Source organism: Pseudoalteromonas sp. JC28, from assembly GCF_013319255.1.
Taxonomy (GTDB): domain Bacteria; phylum Pseudomonadota; class Gammaproteobacteria; order Enterobacterales; family Alteromonadaceae; genus Pseudoalteromonas.
On record NZ_QOKX01000003.1, the window covers coordinates 247,710 to 268,654 of the forward strand.

19 protein-coding genes are annotated in these 20,945 nt (G+C 42.1%); 9 read left to right on the forward strand and 10 right to left on the reverse strand.

The window, feature by feature from the left end; all coding sequences use genetic code 11:
* Positions 1-456: 456 nt before the first annotated feature.
* Entirely contained in the window at positions 457-1,593 is a 1,137-nt protein-coding gene (locus DS891_RS08755) for an MFS transporter (RefSeq protein WP_174169547.1), read from the reverse strand.
* A gap of 209 nt (positions 1,594-1,802) precedes the next feature.
* On the opposite strand from DS891_RS08755, the gene DS891_RS08760 reads away from it, so the two are divergent.
* On the forward strand, positions 1,803-1,991 hold the full coding sequence (locus tag DS891_RS08760; RefSeq protein ID WP_174169548.1) for a hypothetical protein: 189 nt from the start codon (positions 1,803-1,805) through the stop codon (positions 1,989-1,991).
* Positions 1,992-2,114: 123 nt separating this feature from the next.
* Here DS891_RS08760 and DS891_RS08765 read toward each other — a convergent pair whose 3' ends face one another.
* From DS891_RS08765 to DS891_RS08795, 7 genes are all read right to left on the reverse strand, one after another.
* Positions 2,115-2,774, reverse strand: a complete 660-nt coding sequence (locus DS891_RS08765) for a YoaK family protein (RefSeq protein WP_174169549.1) — start codon at positions 2,772-2,774, stop codon at positions 2,115-2,117.
* Positions 2,771-3,187 carry a VOC family protein gene (locus tag DS891_RS08770; RefSeq protein WP_010603775.1) on the reverse strand — a complete coding sequence of 139 codons (417 nt, stop codon included), beginning with the start codon at positions 3,185-3,187 and terminating at the stop codon, positions 2,771-2,773. Before DS891_RS08770 ends, DS891_RS08765 begins: the two co-directional genes overlap by 4 nt.
* Complete coding sequence (locus DS891_RS08775) at positions 3,184-3,624, reverse strand: DUF2214 family protein (RefSeq protein ID WP_174169550.1); 441 nt, start codon at positions 3,622-3,624, stop codon at positions 3,184-3,186. The genes DS891_RS08770 and DS891_RS08775 overlap by 4 nt, the downstream gene beginning before the upstream one ends.
* A gap of 49 nt (positions 3,625-3,673) precedes the next feature.
* Positions 3,674-4,294, reverse strand: coding sequence for a hypothetical protein (locus DS891_RS08780; RefSeq protein ID WP_174169551.1), 621 nt, complete (start codon positions 4,292-4,294; stop codon positions 3,674-3,676).
* Between the two features lie 2 nt (positions 4,295-4,296).
* Complete coding sequence (locus DS891_RS08785; protein ID WP_174169552.1) at positions 4,297-5,073, reverse strand: bifunctional 2-polyprenyl-6-hydroxyphenol methylase/3-demethylubiquinol 3-O-methyltransferase UbiG; 777 nt, start codon at positions 5,071-5,073, stop codon at positions 4,297-4,299.
* Between the two features lie 186 nt (positions 5,074-5,259).
* The gene (locus DS891_RS08790; RefSeq protein ID WP_174169553.1) at positions 5,260-6,258 is read right to left on the reverse strand and encodes an LLM class flavin-dependent oxidoreductase; all 999 of its coding nucleotides are present in this window, start codon (positions 6,256-6,258) and stop codon (positions 5,260-5,262) included.
* 175 nt (positions 6,259-6,433) lie between these two features.
* A complete protein-coding gene (locus DS891_RS08795) occupies positions 6,434-6,919 on the reverse strand; it encodes a GNAT family N-acetyltransferase (protein WP_174169554.1) in 486 nt (161 codons plus the stop codon).
* Between the two features lie 275 nt (positions 6,920-7,194).
* On the opposite strand from DS891_RS08795, the gene DS891_RS08800 reads away from it, so the two are divergent.
* Entirely contained in the window at positions 7,195-8,259 is a 1,065-nt protein-coding gene (locus tag DS891_RS08800) for a linear amide C-N hydrolase (protein WP_174169555.1), read from the forward strand.
* Positions 8,260-8,314: 55 nt separating this feature from the next.
* On the opposite strand, the gene DS891_RS08805 is transcribed toward DS891_RS08800, so the two are convergent.
* Complete coding sequence (locus tag DS891_RS08805; RefSeq protein WP_174169556.1) at positions 8,315-9,124, reverse strand: sulfite exporter TauE/SafE family protein; 810 nt, start codon at positions 9,122-9,124, stop codon at positions 8,315-8,317.
* A gap of 464 nt (positions 9,125-9,588) precedes the next feature.
* Between DS891_RS08805 and DS891_RS08810 the strand changes: the two genes are divergently transcribed.
* The 7 genes from DS891_RS08810 (at position 9,589) to DS891_RS08840 (ending at position 19,241) form a co-directional block, all read left to right on the forward strand.
* Complete coding sequence (locus DS891_RS08810; protein ID WP_010603789.1) at positions 9,589-10,566, forward strand: DUF1852 domain-containing protein; 978 nt, start codon at positions 9,589-9,591, stop codon at positions 10,564-10,566.
* A 28-nt stretch (positions 10,567-10,594) separates the two neighbouring features.
* Positions 10,595-11,635 (forward strand): methionine synthase, encoded by a 1,041-nt coding sequence (locus tag DS891_RS08815; protein WP_174169557.1) that lies wholly within the window; start codon positions 10,595-10,597, stop codon positions 11,633-11,635.
* Between the two features lie 298 nt (positions 11,636-11,933).
* Positions 11,934-12,557: a hypothetical protein gene (locus DS891_RS08820; protein ID WP_174169558.1), complete on the forward strand. Its 624-nt coding sequence runs from the start codon at positions 11,934-11,936 to the stop codon at positions 12,555-12,557.
* Between the two features lie 525 nt (positions 12,558-13,082).
* On the forward strand, positions 13,083-14,168 hold the full coding sequence (locus tag DS891_RS08825; RefSeq protein ID WP_174169559.1) for a 5-methyltetrahydropteroyltriglutamate--homocysteine methyltransferase: 1,086 nt from the start codon (positions 13,083-13,085) through the stop codon (positions 14,166-14,168).
* Positions 14,169-14,196: 28 nt separating this feature from the next.
* Positions 14,197-15,186 carry a sensor domain-containing diguanylate cyclase gene (locus tag DS891_RS08830; RefSeq protein WP_174169560.1) on the forward strand — a complete coding sequence of 330 codons (990 nt, stop codon included), beginning with the start codon at positions 14,197-14,199 and terminating at the stop codon, positions 15,184-15,186.
* 352 nt (positions 15,187-15,538) lie between these two features.
* The gene (locus DS891_RS08835) at positions 15,539-17,572 is read left to right on the forward strand and encodes a S9 family peptidase (protein ID WP_174169561.1); all 2,034 of its coding nucleotides are present in this window, start codon (positions 15,539-15,541) and stop codon (positions 17,570-17,572) included.
* A 460-nt stretch (positions 17,573-18,032) separates the two neighbouring features.
* On the forward strand, positions 18,033-19,241 hold the full coding sequence (locus DS891_RS08840) for an MFS transporter (protein ID WP_174169562.1): 1,209 nt from the start codon (positions 18,033-18,035) through the stop codon (positions 19,239-19,241).
* Between the two features lie 92 nt (positions 19,242-19,333).
* Here DS891_RS08840 and DS891_RS08845 read toward each other — a convergent pair whose 3' ends face one another.
* Entirely contained in the window at positions 19,334-20,848 is a 1,515-nt protein-coding gene (locus tag DS891_RS08845; RefSeq protein ID WP_174169563.1) for a cell surface receptor IPT/TIG domain-containing protein, read from the reverse strand.
* Positions 20,849-20,945 lie beyond the last annotated feature (97 nt).

Consider the following 20,945-nt stretch of genomic DNA (forward strand, 5'->3'; position numbering starts at 1 on the left):
CTTAACCACCCATTTGGCAAAGAAAGAAAACAAGTTGTTGATTTACAGTGCTCACATATATAGACGCAACATCATCCGATCAAACCATGTACCAACTTTGCAAATACCATGAAACCCAAAGCAAATGAAAATGAGAATTAATATCAAAAATGATACTAGCAATTTATTTCGTCTAATGAAAGTCCACACAGATTAAAACATTTCTACTCAATCAAAAGCACTCGTGTTCAATTGAATATGCAGGCTGGCATACCAACTCGCTTAATTCAGCTTCCAATTTTGAGGCGAGAGAATCTTGTCGATAACACCGCTACCGCCAAGGTACCTACATCCATGTAGGCAGGGCGAAAATTTTGCTATTCAGTTGTTCTAAATGAGAAATTTTTAACGCCGTTAGCGTCAGATTTGCTCCTTAAAATTGAGCAAGTATTAAGGCTAATTGGTACTAGTTACCTCCTAAATTGATGCGCCTTTTACGGGGCGTAAACACAAAATGGCAAGACTAAACAAAATAATAGCAAGCAGCGCCATTGCGGCCGCACCAAGGCTGTAAGCAAAACCTGCGACGGCAGACCAAATCGCCACACCAATGTGCATCATGCTCATGGCCAGTGAGATAAGTACACCACGATGTGCAGGCGAAAGTTCTGAAATATATGCCTGTAATGCCGGTGAACCAATGCCGCCAGCCAATGCCCAAAGTGTCATCAAAAAGTATAACGGTATGAGAGAGATACCTTGATACCAATAAAGACCGCTACTGGCAATGAGGCAAACGACCAATGACGCACGCATGACCTGCCGCCCACTTTCAAAGTGGGTTGCGAGTTTTGGCATCATCAGGTTTCCAGCAACACTCACTAAGCCTAATAAGGCATACAGTACACCAATAAACCACACTGACAGTGCTTGTGTATCTCGTAAATGCTGCCCAACCAAATTGAACAAACCAATACCACCACCTAAACCGATACACATAGTAAGTAACGCGCCAACAACACCGGGGATTTGCCATAGCTTGACTGATATCTTGGTGCCTTCTCCAGCTTTGTCACTTGGGATCGCACGGCGGTTTACGGTAAGTAATAACGCCACAACCCAAGTGGCGATCCCGAGTGCAACAAAAGCCGCTCGCCACGACATTAAATGCGTTAAAAACGCGCCAAACGCAGGACTTGAGATCATGCCAAGAGTTAAGCCTGCTTGCACCCAACCGATCCGTTTGAGCGCATCTCCACCAGAGCTTGCCGCGATGGCAAACGCAATCGGGAGCATGCCAGCACTGGCAATCCCCGTGATCACACGAGCAACTAAGCCCCACTCAAATGAAGTGACAAGCCCTGTCGCGATGGAGGCACCACCAAAAACCACGATTGCAGGTAAGATGATAGCGCGGTGCCCTGCTTTATCCGAGAGCGCCCCAAATAGCGGAGCCACAATCGCTAGGGCAACGCTGTAAGTGGTAATAAACAGTGTAACTCGCTCAGGCTTTACACCTAATTCGAGTCCAATAGGTTCAAGAATAGGCCCAAGCATCAGCTCATCGGCCCCGACTAAAAATGCAATAAAGGCGAGTAATAAAGTCAATAACATCTCTTTACCCCATTTTTGCGCAGCAAACGTTTACCTTGCAGGTGTTCGGCAAAGCAAAAGAAATAAAGCTAAAATTAAGCTTGTGTTTGTATGAGCCACTACCTGACGTCATCAGGTCATTTAAAAGCAAATTCATTAAATTACATCCATAAAACAACGGGAGATCGACAGTTATGCCGACCTCCCGTTTCAAAAAACTTTGAAAATGTGTGCCACTGAATTTCGGGCACAAAAAAGCCGGCGATGAAGTACCATCGCCGGCTTCGTCTTTCCAATCATCAGATACACTGCCGCTGCCCACCTTTATTCAAGTAGTCGCCAATGTCTCTGATGAAGATTTAGAAAGTAAGCTCCGAGCAACACTTCATCGTGTTAATGCGCGGAGCAAAGCCTTCTAACAAAATTCTTAAATAGGATGTAAAACATAGTGGAAAGATCCAAATTAAAATCGCGCGCCAATGTATACGATGTCGATTAAGTAGTCAATAATCCAAACCGAGATACGTCAACACAGCGGTGTGCTACCCCTTATCCCTAAGCGCAAAGCGGTAAACACCAGCAATTAGCAAACAGATGGTTATAGGTAACCACAGCGCCTGAAAGTGAAACTTGTTATAAAGCCAAGCGCCCAACACGCCACCTGCCACAAACCCTGAAATGATCAACACAAACAGTTTTGTTTTTCTGGTATCCAAAGGCTCGCCTCTAAACAATGCCCCAATCATCAGCCCTAAGTCGGTGAATATTCCTGTTACATGGGTTGTCCTCACCACAGCTCCACTGTACGTGGTGGCTAATGCGTTTTGCAGTCCACAAGCCGCGGAGGCAAAAAAATGACCATAAAATGAGCCTTGCATCAGTAAGACGAGAGACACGGTAAGCAACATGGCTTCGATCACCAACGCGGTATCGTAATGTTTGCCAAGCCTTAACGTGGTGCCATGCAGCAAAAACCCTGCAAGTGCAGAGCCAAGCAAGAACGCGAGTAACACTCCAAATAAGTGCAGGGTTTCTTTAAGGCTGCCACCTAAAAAACTAGTTCCGAGCATAGTCGCAGTGCCGGATAAATGAGAAACGGATTGGTGCTCAAAGCTAAGCAGGCCGATTGCATTCACAAATCCTGCAACGAGCGCCAATATAAAAGCGCCGATCTCAACCCATTTTGGTAACTTAGAGATCATCTCTTTGCCATTGGGTGATCAGGGTTTAGTTGCAGTAAGTCCCAGCGGTTGCCATAGAGATCCTCAAATACAGCAACCGTGCCATAATCTTGCTCTTGCGGCTCGCGAATAAACCGAATGCCAATAGATGTCATGCGCTCATAATCACGCCAGAAATCATCGGTATTTAAAAATAAAAATACCCGCCCACCAGCTTGATCACCAATAAATTCCTGCTGCTCTGGCGTAGAAGCTCTGGCAAGTAGTAACGCAGTACCATGAGAATTAGGTGGTGCCACCACCACCCAACGTTTATCTTGCTCGGGTTGATAGGTGTCTTCTATTAATTCAAAACCTAGTTTATTGACGTAGAAGTCGATGGCTTCATCGTAGTCTTTGACGACGAGCGCAATATTGACAATATTTTGTTTCATGATGAGGGCAACCCATAGCCTCTTGCCATAAGTGCAGCAAGTAGCGGTAAAACTAAAAGTAACAGCATTTCTAGCCTTTTAATGACGATAATACGCTGGGGCACAAATAAATTATCTTTTGTTGTATTACGGTGCTTCAATAAAAACACAGTCGGAATGATAGACAGCAAAGCGATTAACAAAAATAGTCCGACTTTGGCATGGAAAATCGGATTTTTAGTGTAGAACTCACAGGGCTTGCCAACTACAAACCACAACGTTAACCCCGCGCCAAGTGTTACCAGCGCACTGACACCATACAAGCCATCAACTACCGCTAACCGCTTAATACTCTGACTACTCATTGATTTAGAGAGTAACACGTTTTCAATCGCGAGCGTCGATGCCAAAAATAAAATACCGATAAAATGAATATATCTAACGACTATCTCTTCCATGCGATGCCCCAATTGCTATTTTAGTGTTGATATGATTTTAATGATGGAATTACTCACTAGTTCTACGTAACATTACGGTTCCCTCTCTAGAAATTTGACTTTCTTTTAAAGATATGTCCTTAAATATACCTTTAAATGGTTCATTCGTAGTCCCATGCTCTCTGCTAGCGAGAACAATCCCAACTTTTTCAATCTTCTCCTGATTGTCTTTACCTGATACCTTATAAATGTATTTCAATATTTCTTTGTCATTATATCTAATAATTTCAGCGTCTTCAGCATACCATCCTAATCGCTCTACTTTGCCTGTTTTGCTATCGACCAAACTTTCTCCTATTACTTTCATACCTATCAAAGATTTCTTAAACTTTAGGTTCCCTGTTCTAGTTTGATCATCAAAAGATATTTGAAGATGCCATACACCTCCTTTTAATGAGTCATCAAATTGTTTATTTCCGACAACTTTCAGAAGAAGGTCACCAAAAATTCTCTCTTTCCCTAAATATAAAATAAGAAAAGATACAAATAAAAACACTAAAGAAAGACCAACTCTATATTCTGCCTTTGAAACAAAATAGGAAAAAAAGGAGATCGCGACTCCATATAAACTTATAAGCCATATTACAATATTTACAAGTTTGTTTTCGGCACTATTTAGACCAGTCTTCATAATTAAACCCCCCTCATTACAAATAGTGCCACTGAAGGGTTATGTCGATAAAAATCTGCCTTTTCAGTTAATTCTTCTGGAATATCGTCTACGGGGTATGGTTCAAGTATATACTCAATCAACAAACCATTTTCAAAAGCTGCTTCACAAATATTTTGAAAATTCCACCTTTTCAACGGAACAAGAGACTTATCATTAATTACATCAGAATCATAATACCCGTTTTGAAAGTAGTTACAAACATTGTATCCATCACAATCCCCCCTTTTACCTGATGAAAACAGCCTTATAGGATGCAATATAGAAGTTACCACTCGACCTGATGGTGTTAGCATACTCCTAACCTTTCTAAAGAAAAAATTAAGATCATCAAAGTAGCTCAACATGAAAGTAGCTAAAACCAAGTCAAAGTATTCTTCTTTATTATCAAAGTCTTCAAAGCTAGTATGTTGAAAAGTTAGGTTTTCATTAGTTGAGAGATTGTTAGAACAATATTCGCTAGCAATCGAAATCATTTCTTTACTAATATCAATTGCAGTTACGCTCATTCCCAATCCAGCTAAATCCTTAGTATAAACTCCTGGGCCACAACCAACGTCTAAAACTTTCTTAATATCTGATTTTTTCCTTCTTCTAATTTTACTGATTGTATCCAAAAGAACAGGTCTTTCTATAAAGTCATTGACCAATAAACCTTTACTTATTCTATCTTTACAATATTTAGAACCAAACTCATCATATAATGATTCAATACTAATCAAGCTCAACTGCCCCTTCATAACCTGCCTCTTTAACTTTTAAAACAATAAAGTAATTCAAAATATAAAAATTAACAACAGATAGCTCTATCAAACTCACCTTAATGAAATTCAACCACAAAATAAAACGTTGATTTTTAATGTCATTTTTAATTTTCCACAAGTAAAATAGAAGTTGGACTGAGAAACTTAGAACTCATATAATAATCACGAACTTCGCATAGAAGCCAAGATCTCAAGCGCATGTTTTCTATCACTTAGCTCGTATAAATCGTTGGTAAAAATAAACTCATCGACCGCTAATTCGCGTTTAATCATGCTGAGTTTATGATGGAGCGTCCCGGGGCTTCCAACCACAGATAGGCCTAAAAAGCTTTCGACTTGCATTTGCTCTTGGGCATTCCATAGACCCTCCATCGAGTCAACGGGGGGTTTCAACCATAACGCCTGACCTCGCATCAACGCTAGGATACGTTGCTTTGACGTGGTAGCTAAATACTGCGCTTGCTCATCGGTATCGGCTGCAACTACCGGTAAGCCAAGCATTACATAAGGTTTATCTAACACCTCTGATGGTTGGAAATCACGGCGATAAAGCGCGATAGCATCATGCACGAATCGTGGCGCAAAATGACCCGCAAATGCATAAGGTAAACCTCGCTCTGCAGCGAGCTGGGCACTATAAAGACTCGAGCCAAGCAACCAGATTGGTACCTTGGTGTTTTCGCCCGGAATGGCTCGCACCGAGGAGTGACCATCATAAGGACCGAGCAAGGTTTGTAATTCAGCGACTTCGTCATCAAATTGTTCTGCACGTCTGTCATCGCGACGCAGTGCTCGGCTGGTAATAGGATCGCTACCAGGCGCGCGCCCTAATCCCAAATCAATGCGTCCAGGATAGAGGCTTTCTAAGGTGCCAAATTGCTCAGCGACGACTAACGGTGGATGGTTTGGCAACATCACGCCACCCGCCCCTACCCGAATATTGCGAGTGTGTCCGGCAATATGTCCTATCAATACGGAGGTTGCTGCGCAGACGATACCACGCATATTATGATGCTCAGCCATCCAAAAGCGTTTAAAGCCAAGTTCATCCGCTTTTTGCGCATAAGCCACGCTGTTAGCGAGGGTTTGTGAAACGGTATCTTGCTCTTTCATCGGGCTTAATTCGAGCAAAGAAAATGGCATGTTAGCAAGTGAAGTCATAACAATCCTTAACGGTTTGAGTTAGACCATAGAGTAAGGGTTGCTACTTCTATTTCAATCCGAAATCCCGCACTACATTGTTGCTGATTTTCGACTATCGCTATTTTGGCGATAACAAGCCAGTTTCACCTGTGATTTGATGGCTATGTAATAAAGCTTTCAGATCCTGTCCACTTTAATCAGCCAACCATTTATACATAACATAGCTATCTACCAAACCCAATTTCCCGTGTTTATATGCCTTGGGAATGGTGCCCACAATGGTAAAACCAAGCTTTTGCCATAGTTTAATCGCCAGTTCATTGGTCGATACCACACTATTAAATTGCATGGCTTCGAATCCCAGCGCTAATGCTTGTTGCTGGGAATGTTCGCACATCAGCCGTGCAATTCCCTTACCACGAGCCAAACTCGACACCATGTAACCACAGTTACATATGTGGCGACTCGGACCCATCGCATTTTGTCGCAAATAATAGCTGCCAAGTACTTGCCCATTTTCAACATATGCAAAAGCTTTGAGCGGCGTTTCACACCAAAGTAAAAATGCCTGATCTATACTCATATTTGAGTCAAATGCATACGTTTCTTGCGCTTGGATCACTTCTGAAAACATTGGCCAAAACGACTCAAAATCTTCCCGAGTTATCTCTCTTATCATCCCATTTCCTCTAAACGTCATACCTGATAGCAATTAACCCAATTCTTGCAAATATACTCATTCTACTAACCTCACACCACTTTTGTTTTAGGGAACCCGAGACGAATACTTGTCGAATCATTAGTTTTTCACGCTAATAGTTACTGACTTATCACTCCTGTAATGCACTGTAACTTTCTGTAATGTATTTAGCCTTTTTCAAAGCCTAGTATGAAACAGTAGATTGATGAGAAACCACTCATCAAAAGGATATTTAATTTTCTTGTGAGGTTGTTATGTGTACTAGAGCTTTTAATAACTGGAATAGAGCATATTTGGCTACTGCCAGAAATATGGACTGGATGTTTATATTACCTACCAGCTTGTTTGTACTTGAAAAAGGACTAAAAAAATCGGGGCTTGAGCCAGTTTCTGAGCTAGAGGCAATAGCAAGCGAGAAAACTCGCAACCCACTTACATGGACATCTTCCTATAGTAGTGTGGTCGCTATGGTTGGAGATGATTGCAGCGGCTGGGCAGCCTCCGATGGCATGAACTCTATGGGGCTTGTCGCAAATGTATTGTACGACTCAGGCGCGACGTACGGTAAATCAGCATGCAAAAGTAAAAAGCAGCTGAGCGTACTGAGATGGTTGCAATATGTATTAGACAAATTTGTACTCGTCAAGGAAGTCGTTGACGTATTCAGCAAACAAGAAATTCAGATCGTTGGTGCAGAAGTACCTAACAGCGAAGGTAAAACCGCAGCATTGCATTTGATAGTGTCGGATATCAGTGGCGATTCAGCCATTATCGAAGTTGAGAATGGGGTTTTTAAGATCCATCACAGCGCTGACTATCGCGTTGTTACCAATGAACCAAGTTATGAAGATCAGCTAAGGATTAATGATTATTGGCTGTGGCAATGGAGTGATAAAAACAGTCAGCCGAGCCATACGATCCCTGGCGGTCCATACTCAACCGATAGATTCGAGCGCGCTGCGTTTTATCTTAATCACTTAGATTTACCAAACGATGAGCATGATGCCCTTGCACAGGCTCGCTCGGTTGCTGCAAGTGCATCAGTACCCCTTGGCTATAATTTTACAAGCAGTGCCAGCCCAAATATATCTAATACCTTGTGGACAACCGTTGCAGCACATAGGAGCCAAACCTATTACTTTTGCAATGCTCGCACGCCTCATGTTGCTTGGGTGGAATTGGCAAACTTTAACTTTGAATCGCCAGTCAGTGCCTTCACACTGATAAGCGAAGATCCATCTGGGGAATACATCAATAGCACCAGAAATGGCAAGTTAAACAAGCATTTTGAACCAACCGAAGATCCGTTCAAAAAGTAAGATTAGCAGAGCTTCTGAGCCAAACACGCCATAGCTCGTTTTGGCTCAAAAGCACTTAATTTACCGCCATATTCACAGCCATCACTAACAGTAGCACAGCAAATACCTTTTTAATCGTGGCAACAGGCAAGTGATGCGTGGCTTTAGCCCCCATTGGAGCAGTGAACCAAGACGTGCACACAATTCCTAACAGCGCCGGCAAATAAACAAATCCGGCGAAACCATCCGAAAGTGCAAAGTGCGCACTGCCCGAGCTAATGTAGCCAACGGAACCAAAGAGCGCGATAACAATACCACATGCAGAAGCGCATCCTATGGCCTTTTTCATATCAACAGAGAAAAACGTCAACAGCGGTACCAAAAGCGCTCCACCGCCAATGCCTATCATGGCAGATAAACCACCTGTGATCGTCGTTAATACCGTAAGTATGCCTTTATTTGGCAGCTGCCTTTGGGTTGAGCTCTCATTTTTGCTGCTATAAAACATTTTTATTGCTATCAATACCACACTTACTGCAAATACAATGCGCACTGCGTTTTCGGGTAATAGCGCTGCCAAAAAACCACTGATAAGCGCGCCTAGTGCAACGCCCGTCATTATCCACGGCGCTAAATCCCACGGTACATTGCCATTTTTATGATGCGCGATTGCCGATGAGGTAGAAGTAAATAAAATGGATGCCAGCGATGTCGCTACAGCGGCAATCACCACTTGCTCCGGTGGTAACACGTCAAAATACAGTAAAATACTGCTCAGCACCGGAACAATAACCAGCCCACCGCCAATACCTAACAATCCGGCTAAAAAGCCGACAACACTACCGAGTAGTGCACAATACACAAACAACAATATCAACTCACTCATTCCACTTATCTCTTCTTTTAATTGAGGCGCAATCACCTAAGTGAGCAATATGGCCGTTGCTTTTAGCCTTTGTGCCACCTAAGCGCTGCGAGTATAACAACATAACGCTTTGCCATTGGTGCTTTTGACTTAGATAAGCCTTGAATATTCCTCACGTTTTACTTGAAACAAATGCAACTTAGACATTTAGCAGTCTAGACTTTCGGATCTCCAAAGAGTTTTACTCTACAATTGCTCATATTTTCTGCATATGCGACTCAATAAGCGGCATCTATTTTTGTAACTCATGAATCAGACTCATGTTTTATGTGAAATAAAACCGTTTTTCTTCATCTTGTGATCCACGTATAAATCTTACATCACTTAATGTTCGGCACTCTCACTGCGTCCCCGTGGATATCTGTTTATCGCAGTGAAACGTAATTACCGAGCGCGTTAGCATTAGAATTGGATACCTGAAGAACATGAATAACGAGTTTACTTTCACTATTAAGAGCATTCGTCTTGACGAGAATTACCATCCGTCAAACAGCACGCGGATCACCACCAACTTTGCTAACTTAGCAAGAGGCGAAAGCCGCCAGCAAAACTTACGCAATGCCTTAAAGATGATTGATAATCGCTTTAACGCATTGGCTAGCTGGGATAACCCAAAAGGCGACCGTTATTCTGTTGAGCTTGAGATAGTCTCGGTTGATATGGATATTGCAGGCAGTGGGCAAACTTTCCCGTCAATTGAAGTGTTAAAAACCAATATTGTTGACCACAAAACCAATGAACGCATTGAGGGAATTGTTGGTAACAACTTCTCATCTTACGTACGTGACTACGACTTTAGCGTGCTATTACTTGATCATAATAAAGATCAACCTAAATTCAGCATCCCAGCTAACTTTGGCGACTTACATGGTAAGCTATTTAAATACTTTGTCGATTCAGAAGCTTACAAGAGTCACTTTAGTAAGCCACCGGTGATTTGCCTAAGTGTATCTGATAACAAAACCTATCACCGCACTGAAAATCAGCACCCTGTGCTTGGCTTTGAATATCAGCCAAATGAGTCATCATTAACTGAGCAATATTTCAAAAAGATGGGCTTACAGGTGCGCTACTTTATGCCACCAAATAGCGTTGCACCTTTGGCTTTTTACTTCTTTGGTGACTTACTGAATGACTACACCAATCTGGAGTTGATCAGCACCATCAGCACCATGGAAACATTCCAAAAGATCTACCGCCCTGAGATTTACAACGCCAATGCGGTTGCAGGCAAGTGCTATCAGCCAAACTTGAAAAACCTAGATCATTCATTAACGCAGATTGTTTATGACCGCGAAGAGCGCAGCCAGTTGGCGATTGCACAAGGTCGATTTGCCGAAGAGCATTTCATCAAGCCTTACCAAACCGTACTTGAGCAGTGGTCTGCAAATTACGCTTTATAATCAACGGGAATATGGAACAGCATTTATTATGAAAACACTATTACCAACGTCTACTGCTGGCAGTTTACCTAAGCCCGCTTGGCTTGCTCAGCCAGAAACCCTATGGTCACCTTGGAAACTAGAGGGCGACGAGCTTATTGATGGCAAAAACGATGCGCTACGTATTGCTTTGCAAGAGCAACAACTTGCAGGGATTGATATCGTGAGTGACGGCGAACAAACCCGTCAACACTTTGTAACCACTTTTATTGAACACCTAAGCGGTGTGGACTTTGAGAAGCGTCAAACCGTAAAAATTCGCGACCGCTATGATGCCAGCGTTCCAACCGTGGTGGGCCCTGTATCTCGCCAAAAGCCGGTTTTTGTTGAAGATGCCAAGTTTTTACGCGGCCAAACAGACAAACCTATCAAATGGGCATTGCCAGGTCCGATGACGATGATAGATACGCTGTATGATGACCACTACAAAAGCCGTGAAAAGCTAGCGTGGGAATTTGCTAAGATCCTTAATCAAGAAGCCAAAGAGCTGGAAGCCGCTGGAGTCGATATCATTCAATTCGACGAACCGGCGTTTAATGTCTTTTTTGATGAGGTCAACGACTGGGGCATTGCGGCGCTTGAACGTGCTATTGAAGGACTCAAATGCGAAACCGCAGTGCATATCTGTTACGGTTACGGCATTAAAGCTAACACCGATTGGAAAAAGACCTTAGGATCAGAATGGCGTCAATATGAAGAGGCATTTCCTAAGCTACAAAAATCCAATATCGATATCATCTCTTTAGAGTGCCATAACTCTCACGTGCCAATCGACTTGTTAGCGTTGATCCGTGGTAAAAAAGTGATGGTTGGTGCGATTGATGTTGCAACCAACATCATCGAAACGCCAGAAGAAGTTGCCAACACACTACGCAAAGCGCTTGAGTTTGTTGACGCAGACAAACTCTACCCATGCACTAACTGCGGTATGGCACCACTTTCTCGTGAAGTGGCAAGAGGTAAGCTCGCTGCATTGAGCGCAGGGGCTGAACTTGTGCGCCAAGAGCTATTAGCCAAAAAATCAGCTTGATAAATACTGAATTAACAATAGTTTTAGCTGCTAAATAAAACCTAAATTATGTGCCGCCTTCAAGGAATGATAGGTGGTGCGGCTTTACAACCTTAATCAGTGTTCAGTACGACGGTTTATTACTTAAACTCACCAGGTAACTTCTACTCGCTCTTGTTATCATTGGAGCATCCATATAATCTATTCTCTAATTTATAAGTTAAACCATCAAGCCTAATGCAACCAAGAAATAAGGTTTATACTTGCTAAACAGGTGTTAGTATCTACAAACTAATGACGCAATAAGGATATCATTTGTATGAAAACTACTGCCCTCCTATTACTTTTACTCTGTGTACATAACGCCCAGAGTAAAGCGCGGGATCTAGATACCGAAAGAAATTTGTATGTTCAAACTACAACTCTAAAAGCACTTAGTCTGGATGACGTACAAAAAAGTACATTACGTGCCATAATCCAGAACGCAGAACTAGACAAAAGAATAGATGCTGAATACGAGGATGGTGCTAAATACGCTATCGGAGATACAAGCCGGTCAATCCCCTACACGGGCAATGAAATACTTCACATAACAATAAATAATGAAATGAATTCTGAGAGCTTCACCTTAAAACCAACTTATTTAGCCTATGGTAGTGATTTAATTTTAAGGTCAATCAGTTTTGAATCACAAGAGAAAAGAGCCAGAACCAAAGCCAGACTAATCTTATTTTTGGAAGATGGCGGGAAATCTGCACCCACTCAACTCTATTATGAGCTTGTTATTAAAACGGAAGGAAAAGAAATATACATGGAGCTCTCAAAAGATTGGCAAATCATTAAAGCAATTGAAACAAAACAAAAAAGACGTCCGTTTTTGGGCAATGACGTAATGGAAGTAAGTGGCTTCTTACCCGACCAAGCTCAGGAGATAATACGATAATCTTAAGTAGCTTACCGTTAATTAACGGCTGGGAAGTAAAGGTGCTATATAAACCCAGAAAGAGCATTTGAAACTCTAAAGGGCAAGAAATATTCTCATTGCTTACGAACATCTACTAAAAATATTATCAATTTTCATTTGCTTTCATACACTTAATAAATCCGCTATTTCCCCTTCACCTAACACGCTTTTTTGACTTGAAAAGTACGGATAAAATGGCCTTCTCATAAGTCAGTTTGTTTTCAATCTGAAATTTAGATAAAAGAGAAGCTAACTCATTATTTTTAAAGTTAGCCTCAAATCACCTCCTTGCCTCACTCAAAAGCACCCACCAAAGATTATCTCATCAGGTAAAATCCCATGTAATCAAGGCGATTATATCTATTTGATCCTATACTCACATTGGCGCTTGTGCGTTTGTAAAGCAGACAAAGTAACTGGATTGCTATAAGCGCACATTTGTTTGATTATTTATGGCTTTTTATCGTTTTACTTAGAATAAGCAACTCGAGAAGGTAGACTACGATGGCGCGGTTCCAGATCCCCAGTGAACAAATCGGATCAATTCCTCGAAACCCCTGTTTAATAAGCGCTTACAGGGACTATAAGCAAGGAAAGATAAGTTACGCAGTTTTAAACGAAATTGCAGAGCGTGAAACACAACAAGTGATAAAAGAGCTCGAAGCGATTGGCTGTCAGGTCGTCAGTGATGGCGAGCAAAGAAAGTTTGATGGTTTTGCTCACTATTGCTTACACGATTCACCTAGCTACTCAGATCAGGGCTTGCTCGTTGATTTTAACGATGGTCACTCTCGGGTCTTTGCGCCACACCTTAAAGTTCCGCCATTTCGCTATCAACATACGGCGGATGAATTTCTCGCTTTCGCACTCAAACACGCAACTGTGCCCGTCAAACAAGCCGTTATTTCTCCTTCAATGTTGAGCTTAGTTTATCCATCTCACGGGATTGAAAATTACGATCACGAAAGTTTTATCAGTGATTTGATAACTCAGCATGTTGGCGAAGTAAAACGCTGCTTAGCACTGGGTGCACACAAAGTACAAATTGACTTTACAGAAGCGAGGCTGTCTTTAAAACTAGACCCGTCAGGTCAGACCCTCAAGTCCTTTGTTGAGCTAATCAATAAATGTCTCGCCCAATTTAGTGATAGCGAACGGCAACGAATTGGTATTCATACCTGTCCGGGTGCTGATATTGATGCAACCCATAGCGCCGACATTGACTATAAATATCTGCTGCCTACGCTTTTCGACATTAATGCAGGAAGCTTCTACGTTGCACTTAGAGGTGAAGAGAACCCCAAGAAAACCCTGAAGCTGATAGGCAGCATCCTCAAGCCCTTCCAACGTGTATTTATTGGCGTGATTAACCCGAATAGTCGCGAAATTGAGAGCCCCGGATCCGTACGAGATCTCGTGTTACTGGCGAGTGAATTTATTCCTATTCCACAGCTAGGCACTTGTGATGATTGCGGTTTTTCGCCATTCGCTGATGATAGTTCAACAACCAGAGAAATCGTATATGAAAAAATAAAATCGCGACTAGTCGGCACACAAATGGCCGAAGAAGCACTCAATACACGTGCGTAGAAAAATTGAATTAGCCAATGGACTATGCATGAGCGAAGTATTTCCATCTAAATCGGATGACGCAGATCTAATTACTAAACTTGAAGATAAAGTTCTGGCGTTAGAAATAGAAAACCACAAGCTGCAACAAAGGTTACGTGAGAACGAATACGACAGAAAAGCTCTGCTGGATATTCAAAAGCTTGCTAATGTCGGTACGTGGCGGCTTAACCACCTAACCTACAGCGTTAAAATGAGCGATAAACTTGCTGCCATGCTCGGTATTGATGGCGAAGCCATTACACAGTGGGGCGACTTTATCAATGCACTAGATCCAAGCGCCGAGCTAGCAATAAAACAGCAGCTCCACAATGTTTTTGTTCACGGTGGAAGCACCACATTTGAGCATGTTGTAACTAGAGCTGACGGCTCCACACTTTATGTAAGACACCACTGTGAAACGCTACTAAACGGCATTGGCCAACCACTTAATTCAATTGGCCTGATGCAGGATGTCACACAAGATAAAGTCAAGGCTGCACAATTGGAAGTGCTATCGAATAAGGATGAACTAACCAATTTATACAATCGTAGAAAAATGAATCAGGCACTACACGAGGAAACGACAGAGTGCTTAACTAAAGGCCTTCCCCTTAGCACGATTATTCTAGACTTAGATCTATTTAAACAAGTGAACGATAGGTTTGGCCACCATATCGGCGATGAAGTGTTGGTGCTCGTGTCGCAGGAAATTCAAAATAGTCTAAGGTCAACGGACATCGCATCTCGTTGGGGAGGTGAAGAGTTTCTTATCTTGTGCCCCAACACCTATCTCAACGATGCACAGAAAGTAGCAGAGCGGATCCGTAAAGCGATTGAAGCCATTCAATTATCCTGCCCACACAAGATCACAGCCAGTTTTGGCGTAGGCAGCTTACAAGATGGTCAAGACCTATCTGAGATGCTAAAGCGAGTTGACTCAGCCCTATACCAAGCGAAAAAAGCAGGTAGAAACTGCATACGAGTAGAGCCTGAATAGCGCAAATGCATACTTAATACGGTTATTGACACTATTTAACCTGAGGTTTGGATATTATCGTGAAAAATCCTTATGTTAGGTACGTCACTCATATGACAGTTTTACGTTATTGTTGCGTCATGATCAGAGCGCCACGTAGATCATACCAAAATCAAGTTAATGAACGACGGATAATTCACAGGTACGCATTGTATCCAGCAGAACTATTCTTTGTCTCTCGTAAACAACCTTCTTACACTCCCCTTCATTTGATACACCGAGTTTTTATTTCATTCTATCGCGTATTAGGTGACATTGAATTACACCTGAATAACTATGAAGCCCACATAAAAATTATATTGAAGGTGGCGATATGCCTTTTGAATTGAAACGGACGCTTATTTGCACTTTACTGGCTTGCGCTGCATTGCCAGCACTAGCACAAACTGAGGTGGGATTACAGGCTAAAGACATTTTTGAACTGGAATATGCAAACGACCCACAAATATCCCCAGATGGTACTCAAGTTGTCTATGTGCGTAACAATAATGACGTGATGAAAGATGCTAAGCGACAAAACCTGTGGCTGGTCGATACGAAATCAGGCGCACAATCACCACTCTTCTCTGATGAAAACAATTACAGTCAACCTCGCTGGTCGCCGGATGGTAGCAAAATCGCCTTTGTGAGCAATGTATCTGGCAGCACACAAATTCATGTGCATTATCTTGCTCAAAACCGTACGGCACTACTTACACAGTTGCAATCTGGGATCAGTGGCTTAACTTGGTCACCAGATGGCAAATGGCTGGCTTTTAGCCAAAAGGTTGCTGAAAAGCCAGCAGTCATTGCCAAGATGCCAGAAAAACCAAAAGGCGCGAAGTGGTCCGACTCTGCCATTGTTATCGACAAAGCCTACTACCAAGCAGATGGCCGAGGCCTTATCAAACCGGGCTATCGCCAGATCTTCGTGTTACCGAGTGAAGGCGGCACGCCACGCCAATTAACCTCTGGTAATTATCACCATAGTGGGAAACTCGCGTGGCGAGCAGATGCTAAGGCCATTGTATTTTCAGCAAACCGTATTGCAGACTGGGAATACAAGCGCCTAGAAGGCGACTTATTCGAAGTTGATTTTAACCGTAATATCACCCAGCTTACGTCGGCTCCTGGTCGTGAGTACGCACCTAGTTTTTCCGAAAATGGTAAACAGCTGGCTTATCTTAGTGCATCGAATGCGCTAAACCCTTACCGTAATAGCAAGCTGAATATCATGGATTGGCAGGACAAAACCTCCCACATGATTGCCAAAGACTTCGACCGCTCAATCCAAAACCCAACTTGGATTAGCAGTGATAGACTGGCGATGACGTACGATGACCACGGCAAGCGAAAGCTCGCGAGCATCACCACAAAAGGCAAAATTACCGACATCACAGATACGCTCTCAGGCACAACCCTTGGTCGCCCTTATCTAAGCGGTGAATTTAGTGCTAACTTTGATGGAGAAATTGCCTTTACTCAGGGTTCGAGTGAGCGCCCTGCTGACATCGCAATCACGACAAGAAAAGGCAAAGTAGCGCAATTAACCCGCCTTAACGAAGACCTACTTGCACATAAAACCCTTGGTAAAGTGCATGAGATCACGTATAGCTCGTCGTTCGACGGGGAGAAAATTCAGGGCTGGTATATTACGCCACCAAATTTTGACCCAAACAAAAAATATCCATTACTACTAGAAATTCACGGTGGTCCACACTTAGCCTACGGCCCCCATTTCTCAGCAGAATTACAGCGTTATGCCGCCGAAGGTTATGTGGTATTTTACGACAATCACAGAGGCAGCAGCTCTTACGGCGAGCGCTTTGCGATGTTGCTCAAGTACAAATACAGCTCGAAAGAAGACTTTGCCGATCATAACTCAGGGGTAGACGCTATGCTTGAGAAAGGCTTTATCGACAAAGATAATCTGTTTATTGCTGGCGGCTCTGCAGGTGGTATCGCAACAGCCTACGCAATTGGCTTAACTAACCGTTTCAACGCTGCTGTTGTCGTAAAGCCTGTGATCAACTGGCTGAGTAAAGTACTTACCGCTGACAGTGGCCTTGGTCAAATTCCAACGCAATTCCCAGGTATGCCATGGGAGCATATGGAACACTATTGGCAACGCTCACCGCTTTCGCTCGTTGGCAACGTAACCACCCCAACCATGCTAATGACGGGTGAAGAAGACTTGCGCACGCCAATGGCCGAAACCGAACAGTTCTACCAAGCACTTAAGCTGCGTAAAATTGATTCTGTACTGGTCAAAATTCCAGGTGCGCCACATGGAATTGCAGGCCGTCCTTCTCGGATGATCAGTAAGATTGAACATACCCTAGCTTGGTTTGAAAAATATAAGAAGTAAACGTCATTTGCTTATTTCGATAACCTGGCTTGAGGTCTACAGGCCACATTACTCATGTGTCCTGTAGACCCCTCCCTCTGAAAAATGACACTATTTTAGAGAGACATAAAAGCACTTAGTCTCATCTTGTATGCTTGCTCCGCATAAAATTAATGTGGTGCGTGTCTTTGTTATTTTCTTTTGTTATTTTTCTATCACTTTATATACCCATAGCGCTCAGCAGGATGATGTGTCCATGCTGTGCGCAACCATGAGTGGTTTTACCTACACCAAACATGCTCATGAATAGTATTCAGTAGAAGATTGCTTGATAATTGGGGGTGGGGTGGTGTTCGAGCTTTAAAACCATTTGAATTAGAAAGCTAGTAAATTATATTACAATGTATAATAATATTAGCCCAAAACCTCGCAACTAGCAGAAATTTAATTTATATAAAAAATAAATAAAAAAGGATTAAGAGTGGAAGTCATAAAAAACGCTCCAATTAGTAAATCTGTTGGGTGGATACTATTAGCTAGTTGTCTTGAACGGTTAGCTTATTATGGGGTGAGAGCCTTCATTGTTCTGTTTTTAATGGACCAAAATGGTGGGGCTGGTTGGGACCAATCTAAGACGCTTGATTTTTACGGTCAGTTCACTATGTACGTTTATCTGGCAACATTTATTGGAGGTCTTTTATCAGATTTTTTGTTAGGAGCGTTTAAGTCTACCTTATTGGGCATTTTATTAATGTTTTTTGGATATTTAAGTTTAGGATTCGTAGAGAGCCAACACCTTTTATATTCGGCTGGATTGATTGCGTTAGGCTCTGGATTCTTCAATCCTAACATTCCAACAATAATAGCCCACCAATTGAAAAAAATGTCGAGCAAACTCGATAGCGTTTTTACAGGACAATATCTGGTGATAAATCTGGGCGCATTTATAGGGCCCATGACAATAGGTATTTTGGTTGAAAACGTGAGTTGGTCAGTAGCCTTCATAATGGCTGCGGCAGTTAGCGCGCTTGTATTTATCATCATGTATAGTCAGCGTTCAGCAGTGCCACGGCAAAGCCATAAAGCAAATGTAGCCACCCAAAATCAAGGCAGTAACTTTTTTAGTGGAGTTGGCTTAGTAATTGTCATTTTCTTATTGTCGACTTTATTTTGGTCTTATTTTGAAATTGGTGGCGGAAATCTATATCAAGCATTTCCTCAGATAATGAGTGGGTTGGGTTTTTCGATAAATGCTAAGACAGTTATCGCTACTTGTGTTGTATGTTTTACTTTGTGGTGGTTTTTTAAAGTCAGCTCTTGGTATAAGGTCGCACTTGGTTTTATTATATTTTCATTAAGTTGGCATCTACTTAATTACAGCATTACAAAAAATTCAAGTGTAAAAGACTTCATCATTTTTGTGATGATACTTCAAGCTATTGCGGAGGTATTTTGCTCGGCAATATTTATGTCAATTATTGCTAAACATGGATTCAAGCCATTACTAAGTACAAGCTATGCCATATTTTTCTTTGCTACTTCGCTAGCTAGTTACTTTGCAGGTCAATATAGTGATTCATACTCTACTTTTGCACCGTTTGGTTGGGTATGTTTGATTGTTGGAGGTGTTTTGGTAACACTTCAATTATCATATAATAAATATGTGACTATGCAGTCCCAAGTAGAATAATGGCGGACACCCACGACAAACTTTAACCGTTTTTTCTCTTTCTTTGAGGTGGGTGTCTTAATCTTCTTTGGTCTACTATCGTTCTTTACTTTTTAGCGTGCTTGCACCCGATACCGAACCTTATTGCTCGTTCCAACATTATTCGTTAATTGTAATATGCCTTTTGTTATACCAGTTGGTATAGTAAATGTAAGACTAGATGGTGTATGAGTTGAAGGAACAAGTGTTTTATTTCCCATTATGATGCGGGTTTTATCATCAAACCCCACTCCCTTAAGCTCATATTGCTCACCTTCTTGAACTTTGATTGAGGCATATCCAAATATTAACGGTGAACCCGCTTTGTATGGGCTTAATCGCACTTCATTAGAACGCTTATTTCGAGTGTAAATAAATGCCTTATATTTGCGAAATGGTAGATTGAGCTCAAAGATTAGCTCTGAGTTAGTGTGCGATGTTGGCGCGATATTATAAATTTCTTCACCGTTATAGATAACCACTTTTGGGTTCTCCAGCCCGGCAAAGTCATCACCAGTAAATACAACACTATCGCCGATACGATAAATTCGAGGTAATGAATAGCCATTGTAATAACCGGCTTGAGAGGATATTTGTACACTCGGTGAATCGCTTAATCTAAAGCCTCGCACTCGCTCATACGGCTCGGCGTCATAAATATCTAACACTTTGTCGCCATCATTATCGAGATCGATAAAATCCTCAACCCCGTCTTTGTCAGAGTCTTCCGGCCATCCTTTCGCGTTGAGTTTTTCGTCGGCATCCGCTATGCCGTCATTATCAGAATCAAGATCCAAAAAGTTTAATTTATCATCTTGATCTGCATTTCCTGAGCCTTCGCGCTCATCACTAATGCCGTCGCCATCACTGTCTAAGTCTAATAAGTTAATTACCCCGTTATTGTCCTCATCGAGTGTAGCACCTTGCTTTACATAATATTCATAGAAGTCATGGATAGAGTCTCTATCGGTATCAATACGAGTTGGTTCAACTCCAATTGCATATTCTGCATGATCATCAATACCGTCGGTGTCCTTATCTTTAAATACGTAAATTTCATAGGAATAGTCCGGCGCGCCACCCGAAAAATCATCAATGACGCTCAAATTGAATTTTCCGTCATGGGGTATTTTAGTCAGGATATGCGCCATTTTGAGTGCGCTATGGGTATGGATCTGCGATGAGTTGATCACAAAACCACCTTGCTCGGAAAAATACACTTTAGGCTTAAAATTATCGGAGCTATAGGTAATGCGAGCTGAGATATAGTCGCCCTTGTTTGCACCAAATTGGTACAAATCACCATTATCACCCGCATTTGAAATAACCCCTTTTACTTTAAACGGAAGTTGATGCGCAACTTTTACCGCATTGCTGGGGTTATCATTAGGTTCAATCTCGACAATTTCGGGATAACGAGCGCGTTGACTGTCAAATGGAAACTCATCATGCTCGTCTAACACACCATCACCATCTTCATCTTTGTTCTGCCAAGTTCCCTTAGCTGGGTCGAACGAACCATTATGTGGAGTTGCAAACACAATTGTACTAGCTAGTGCAAATGCCAATAAAATGCATCGTGATGTCATAAACAATCCTTATTAATGTTGTTTTTTTATTAAAGTCTTTCAAATTTTTCACCCTGCGACCCGCTTCATACTTGTACTCTTTCACTAATTATTTTGA